This window comes from Streptomyces sp. BE303, assembly GCF_036290945.1.
Classification (GTDB): Bacteria; Actinomycetota; Actinomycetes; order Streptomycetales; family Streptomycetaceae; genus Kitasatospora.
Genome location: NZ_JAQYWZ010000560.1, coordinates 1 through 7329 on the forward strand (window position 1 = coordinate 1; position 7329 = coordinate 7329).

Below are 7329 nucleotides of genomic sequence, written 5' to 3' on the forward strand. Positions count from 1 at the left end.
CGCCGCCCTGCGCCGCGACCGCGACGAGGCCACCACGCTGCTCACCGCCGTCGCCGAATTGTTCGTCCACGGGCAGCCCGTCACCTGGCGGGTCCTCTTCGACGGCACCGGCGCCCGCCCGACCGACCTGCCCACCTACCCCTTCTCCCACCAGCGGTACTGGCTCCGTCCGACCCCCCGCGAGGCCGTCGCAGCGACGGACGCGGACGCCGGCTTCTGGGCCGCGATCGACTCCGCCGACCTCAGCGTCGTCGCCAACGAGCTGCGCATCGACGCCGAGGCCCACCGGGAGACACTCGGCGCGCTCGTCCCGGCGCTCTCCTCCTGGCGCCGCCGCAAGCAGCAGCGGGACGTGGCCGACGGCTGGTGCTACCGGGAGACCTGGACGGCGCTGCCCGACCCGACCTCCCGGCCCCTCACCGGCACCTGGGTCCTGGTCGCGCCCGCCGCCACCGATGCCGCCGCCACCGATGCCGCCGACGGCGTCGACGAGGTCCTCACCCGGGCCGGCGCCGCCGTCGTGACCGTCCCCGCCGCCGACCGGGCCACGCTCGCGGCCCGGCTGCGCGAGCTCGACGGCGTCACCGGCGTCGTCTCGCTGCTCGCGCTGGGCGACGCCTCGGAGACGGCCGACGAGGACGGCGTCCCCGCGGCGCTGTCCGGCACGCTCGCCCTCGCCCAGGCCGTCGAGGACGCCGCCGTCACCGCCCCCCTGTGGATCCTCACCCGCGGCGCGGTCACCACCGGGCCCGACGACCGCGTCACCGGTGTCGCCCGGGTCGAGACCTGGGCGCTGGGCCGGGTGGTCGGCCTGGAGTACCCGGACCGCTGGGGCGGCCTGCTGGACCTCCCCGACACCCTCGACCCGCGCGCCGCCGACCGGCTCGTCACGGTCCTCGCCGGCGGCCTCGACGCCGAGGACCAGATCGCGATCCGCCCGGCCGGCCTGTTCGTCCGCCGCCTCGCGCACGCCGCGGCCGGGCCCGACGAGGGCTGGCAGCCGCGCGGCACCGTCCTCGTCACCGGCGGCACCGGCGCGCTCGGCGGTCAGGTGGCCCGCTGGGCCGCCGCCCAGGGCGCCGCCCACCTCGTCCTCGCCGGCCGGCGCGGGCCTGACGCGCCCGGTGCCCACGAGCTGGCCGACGAGATCCGCGCCACCGGCGCGCGCGTCACCCTCGTCGCCACCGACCTGGCCGACCGCGCCGCGGTCGCCGCCCTCCTCGACCTCGCCGGCGCCGACCCGCAGGCCCCGCTCACCGCGGTCGTCCACGCCGCGGGCATCGCGCACGGCGCGCCCCTGGCCGACCTCGACGCGGCCGCGCTCGCCCCGGTGCTCGCCGGGAAGACCGCCGGGGCCCTGCACCTCGACGAACTCCTCGGCGACACGGAGCTCGACGCGTTCGTCCTGTTCTCCTCGATCGCCGCCACCTGGGGCAGCGGCTGGGGCGGCGCCTACGCGGCCGCCAACGCCGGCCTCGACGCCCTGGCGCTGCGCCGCCGGGCCCGCGGCCTGGCCGCCACCTCGCTCGCCTGGGGCCCGTGGGCCGAGGCGGGCATGGCCACCGAGGGCGACACCGGCGCCGCGCTGAGCCGGCGCGGACTGGCCCCGATGGCCCCCGACCTGGCGATCGACGTCCTGCGGCGGGCCGCCGCAGGAGTCGCGCCGCTGCTCACCGTCGCCGACGTCGACTGGGCGTCCTTCGTCGAGACGTTCGCCGCCGCCCGCCGCCGGCCCCTGCTGGAGGACCTGCCGGAGGTCTCCGGCCTGGCCGGCGACGCGCCGGTGGCCGAGACCGGCTGGCGCTCCCGGCTGGCCGACCTGCCCCCGGCGCAGCGCGAGGCCGCCCTGGTGGACCTGGTCCGGGGCCACGCCGCGCACGTCCTGGGCTACCCGTCCGCCGACGCGATCGCGGTCAAGCGCCCGTTCCGCGAGCTGGGCTTCGACTCGCTCACCGCGGTCGAGCTCCGCAACGCGCTGGCCGCCGAGACCGGGCTGCGCCTCTCCCCGACCCTCGCGTTCGACTACCCGACGCCGCTGGCGCTCGCCCGGTACCTCCGCGAGGAGGTCTCCGGCGTCGAGGCCGCCCCGGCGGTCGCCGCGCCGGTGGCCGTACCCGCCGACGACGACCCGATCGTGCTCACCGCGATGGCCTGCCGCTTCCCCGGCGGCGTCGGCACGCCCGACGAGCTGTGGGACCTGGTCGCGGCGGAGACCGACGCGATCGGCCCGTTCCCGGCCGACCGCGGGTGGGACCTCGACGGCCTCTACGACCCCGACGCCGACCGGGCCGACCGGTCGGGCACCTCCTACACCGTCAACGGCGGCTTCGTCCGCGACGCCGACCGCTTCGACCCGGGCCTGTTCGGCATCAGCCCGCGCGAGGCCCTCGCGATGGACCCCCAGCAGCGGCTGCTGCTGGAGACCGCGTGGGAGACGTTCGAACGGGCCGGCCTCGACCCGCTCGCGCTCCGCGGCCGACAGGTCGGCGTCTTCGTCGGCACCACCCACCAGGGGTACGTCTCCCTGCTGGAGGAGAGCGCCGAGGACCTGAGCGGGTACCTCGGCACCGGCAGCGCCGGCAGCGTCGCCTCCGGGCGGATCGCCTACACCTTCGGCCTCGAAGGGCCGGCCGTCTCCGTCGACACCGCCTGCTCGTCCTCGCTGGTCGCCCTGCACCTCGCCGCGCAGGCACTCCGCCAGGGCGAGTGCGGCATGGCACTGGTCGGCGGCGTGACGATCATGGCCACCCCCGGCACGTTCACCGAGTTCTCCCGCCAGCGCGGGCTGGCCACCGACGGCCGGTGCAAGTCCTTCGCCGCCGCCGCCGACGGCACCGGCTGGGCCGAGGGCGTCGGCATGCTGCTCGTCGAGCGGCTGTCCTCGGCGCGGGCCGCCGGGCGCGAGGTGCTGGCCGTCGTGCGCGGCAGTGCGGTCAACCAGGACGGCGCCTCGAACGGCCTCACCGCCCCCAACGGCCCGTCCCAGCAGCGCGTCATCCGCCAGGCCCTGGCGAACGCCGGCCTGACGCCGCAGGACGTCGACGCCGTCGAGGCGCACGGCACCGGGACGACACTCGGCGACCCGATCGAGGCCCAGGCGCTGCTGGCCACCTACGGCCAGGAGCGGGACGGCGAGCCGCTCTGGCTCGGCTCGGTGAAGTCCAACATCGGCCACACCCAGTCCGCCGCCGGTGCGGCCGGCATCATCAAGATGGTCCTCGCCATGCGGCACGGGCGGCTGCCCAGGACGCTGCACGTCGACGCGCCGACCCCGCAGGCCGACTGGAGCTCCGGCGCCGTCGCGCTGCTGACCGAGGCCCGGCCCTGGGCCGCCGGGCCGAAGCCCCGCCGGGCGGGCGTGTCCGCGTTCGGCGTCAGCGGCACCAACGCCCACGTCATCCTGGAGGAGCCGCCCGCCGTCGTCGAGCAGGACGAACGCCCGCGCGGCCGCAGCACGCTGCCGGTGCTGCCGGTCGTCGTCTCCGCGGCCACCGAGGCCGGCCTCGACGCGCAGACCGAACGCCTCCGCGACTGGCTCGACTCCCGCCCGGACACCGACCTCCTCGACCTCGCCCGGACCACCGCGGGCCGGGCCGCACTCACCCACCGGGCCGCCTACCTGGCGCCCAATCGGGCCCAGCTGCTCCGCGCGCTCAAGCGGCGGGAGACCGCGGCCCGGGGTGAGGCGGGCGACGGCAGGCTCGCCCTGCTCTTCACCGGCCAGGGCGCGCAGCGCCTCGCCATGGGCGAACAGCTCTACGCGGCCTTCCCGGTCTTCGCGACCGCGTTCGACGAGGTCTGCGCGCACCTCGACCCGCTGCTCGACGAGCCGCTGCGGCTGGTCGTCTTCGCCGACCCGGACGCGCTCGACCGGACCGCGTACGCGCAGCCCGCCCTGTTCGCGGTCGAGACGGCGCTGCTGGCCCTGCTCCGGCACTGGGGCGTGACGCCCGACGTCGTCGCCGGTCACTCGATCGGCGAGATCACGGCCGCCCACGCCGCGGGGGTCCTCTCCCTGCCCGACGCGGCGGTGCTGGTCGCGGCCCGGGGCCGGCTCATGCAGGCGCTGCCCCCGGGTGGCGCGATGCTCGCGGTCGGCGCGTCCGAGGCCGAGGTGCGCGCGGCGTTCCCGGACGTCGACGTCGCCGCGGTGAACGGGCCGGACGCGGTCGTGCTCTCCGGCGCCGCCGAGGACATCGCCCGGATCACCGGTCCGGCCGCGGAACGCGGCTGGAAGACCGGCCGCCTGCGGACGAGCCACGCCTTTCACTCCCGGCTCATGGAGCCGATGCTGGACGCGTTCCGCGCGGTCGTCCGCGGGCTCGATCTCGCCGCGCCGCAGCTCGCCGCGGTCTCCACCGTCGAACCCGGGGAACCGCTGCGCTGGACCGACCCCGAGTACTGGGTCGACCAGGTCCGCCGCCCGGTCCGCTTCGCCGACGCCGTCACCGCGCTGACCGCGCAGGGCGTCACCCGCTTCCTGGAGGTCGGCCCGGACGGCGTGCTGACCGCCCTGGTCGGCGCCAACGCGCCGGACGCGCTCGCCGTCCCGACCCTGCGCCGCGACCGGGACGAGGTCACCACCCTGCTGACCGGCGTCGCGACGGTGTTCACCCGGGGCGCCGAGGTCGACTGGACGGGCGTCCTCGACGGCGCCGGCGCCCCGCTGTCCGACCTGCCGACCTACGCCTTCCAGCGGCAGCGCTACTGGCCGCAGGCCGCCACCGGCGCGGGCACCGACCCGGCGAGCCTCGGACTGGGCCCGGCCGATCACCCGCTCCTCGGGGCGGCGGTGCCGCTGGCCGGCGGCGAGGGCACCGTCCTCACCGGCCGCCTCTCGCTGCGCGCACAGCCCTGGCTGGCCGACCACACGATCCTGGGCACCGTCCTGGTGCCGGGCACGGCGCTGCTCGAACTCGCCCTCGCCGCGGGCGCCGTGGTCGGCGCCCCCGCCGTCGACGAGCTGGTGCTCCGGCAGCCGCTCCGGCTCGGCGCCGCGGACAGCGTCGCCGTGCAGGTCAGCGTCGGCGCCGAGGACGGGACCGGCCGTCGCCCGGTCACCGTCCACTCCCACCCGGGCGAGCCCGCCGCCGGGACCGAGGACGCCTGGACCGTCCACGCCACCGGCTTCGTCGGCGCGGCCCGGACGGCCGGCGAGGCGTTCGGCTGGCCGCCGGCCGGGGCGACCCGCCTGCCCACCGAGGACCTCTACGACCGGCTGGCCGTCGCCGGCTACACGTACGGGCCGGCCTTCCGGGGCCTGCGCGAGGTCTGGCGACAGGGCGACGACCTCTTCGTCGAGGCGGAACTGACCGGCGAACCCGACGGGTTCGGCGTGCACCCCGCGCTGCTCGACGCCGTCCTGCACGGCCTGAGCACCGGCGAGGACACCGAGGCCGCCGCCGACGGCGAAACCCGCCTGCCCTTCGCGTTCACGGGCGTCACCGTGCACGCCGACGGTGCCGGACTGCTGCGCGCCCGGCTCCGGCCGTCCGGCGAGAGCGTCCGGGTCGACGCGGTCGACGCCGCCGGCGCTCCCGTGGCCACCGTCGAGGGTCTCGTCTTCCGCCCGGTCGGCGCGGACGGGACCACGGCCGGTCGCACCGAGGCGGCCCGCTCGCTGTTCACCGTCGAGTGGACCGCGCAGGACCCGGCCGCCCCGGCCACGCTCCCGACCGGCTCCCCGACCGGCTCCCCGGCCGACCGCCCGGTCGTGATCGCGCTCGGCGAGCCGTTGCCGGCCCCCGCGCCGGTGCTCGCCGTGGACGCGACGGCGCCCGGCGCCGCCCGCGACCGGGCCGCCGACCTGCTGACGCTGCTGCAGGACTGGCTGGCCGACCCCGCCTGGTCGGACTCCCGGCTGGTGGTGCGCACCTTCGGCGCCGTCGGCGAGGAGATCACCGACCCCGACGGCGCCGCCCTGTGGGGCCTGGTGCGGTCGGCCCAGGCCGAACACCCGGACCGCATCCACCTGCTGGACGCGGCCGAGACCGCGTTCCACCCGCTGCCGCAGGCACTGGTCCGCGACGGCGCGGTCAAGGTGCCGCGCCTGGCCCGGCTGCACGCCGAGGGCCGCGCGGAGTTCGGCGACGGCGTCGTGGTGGTCACCGGCGCCACCGGCACACTCGGCGGCCTCGTCGCCCGCCACCTGGTGCGGGCCCACGGCGTCGGCCGGCTGCTCCTGCTCACCCGCTCCGGCGGGGGCATCGAGATCGAGGGCGCGGAGGTGCGCTCGCTCGCCTGCGACCTGTCCGACCCCGACGCGGTCGCCGCGGCGCTCCGGGACGAGCCGGTCACCGCCGTCGTCCACGCCGCCGGCGCCATCGACGACGGCCTGCTCACCGACCTCACCCCGGAGCGGCTCGACGCCGTCTTCCGGGCGAAGGTCGACGCAGCCCGCAACCTCGCCGCCGCGACGAAGGACAGGACGCTCGGCGCCTTCGTCCTCTACTCCTCCGCGGCCGGCCTGTTCGGCAACGCCGGCCAGGCCAACTACGCCGCCGCCAACGCCTTCCTGGACGCCTACGCGACCGAACTGCGCGCACAGGGAGTCCCCGCGACCTCCCTCGCCTGGGGCCTGTGGGACGCCGGCCTCGGGGCCGCGCTCTCCGAGGCGGACCTGCGCAGGCTGGCCCGGGGCGGCTTCGGCGCGCTGGACGCCGAAGCCGGCCTCGCGCTCTTCGACGCCGCCCTCGCCGCCGACCGCCCGGTCGCCGTCCCGCTCCGGCTCGACCTGGCCGTGCTCCGCGGCGCCGAGGGCCTGCCCCCGCTGCTGCATGGCCTGGTCCCGAACGCCGGGCGCCGGCGCGCCGCCACGGCCGGGACCGCGACCGGCGGCGGCACCCTGGCCCGCCACCTCGCCGGACTGGCGGACGCCGAACGGGTCCAGGCCGCCCTGGCCACCGTCCGCACCCAGGCCGCCGCCGTCCTCGGCTACCCCGGCCCCGACGCCGTCCCCGTCGCCCGGGCCTTCCGCGAGCTGGGCTTCGACTCGCTCACCGCCGTCGAGCTGCGCAACGCGCTCACCGCCGAGACCGGGCTGCGGCTCCCCGCGACCCTGATCTTCGACTACCCGAACGCCACCGCCCTCGCCGAGTTCCTCACCACCGAACTGTCCGGCGCGGCCCCGGCCCCGGTCACGGCCCCCGCCCCGACCGCCACCACCCCGGCCGACGACGACCCCGTCGTGATCGTCGGGATGGCCTGCCGCTACCCGGGCGGGATCACCACTCCGGACGAGCTGTGGAAGCTGGTGGACGAGGGCCGGGACGGCATCGGCCTGTTCCCGACCGACCGCGGCTGGGACGTCGAGGGGCTCTACCACCCCGA

At 77.8% G+C, this 7329-nt stretch carries 1 protein-coding gene; it reads left to right on the plus strand.

The features are described from left to right. Window positions 1-7329, plus strand: a 7329-nt coding sequence (locus tag PUR56_RS12475; RefSeq protein ID WP_329948938.1) for an SDR family NAD(P)-dependent oxidoreductase, incomplete at both ends; no start/stop codon positions are given.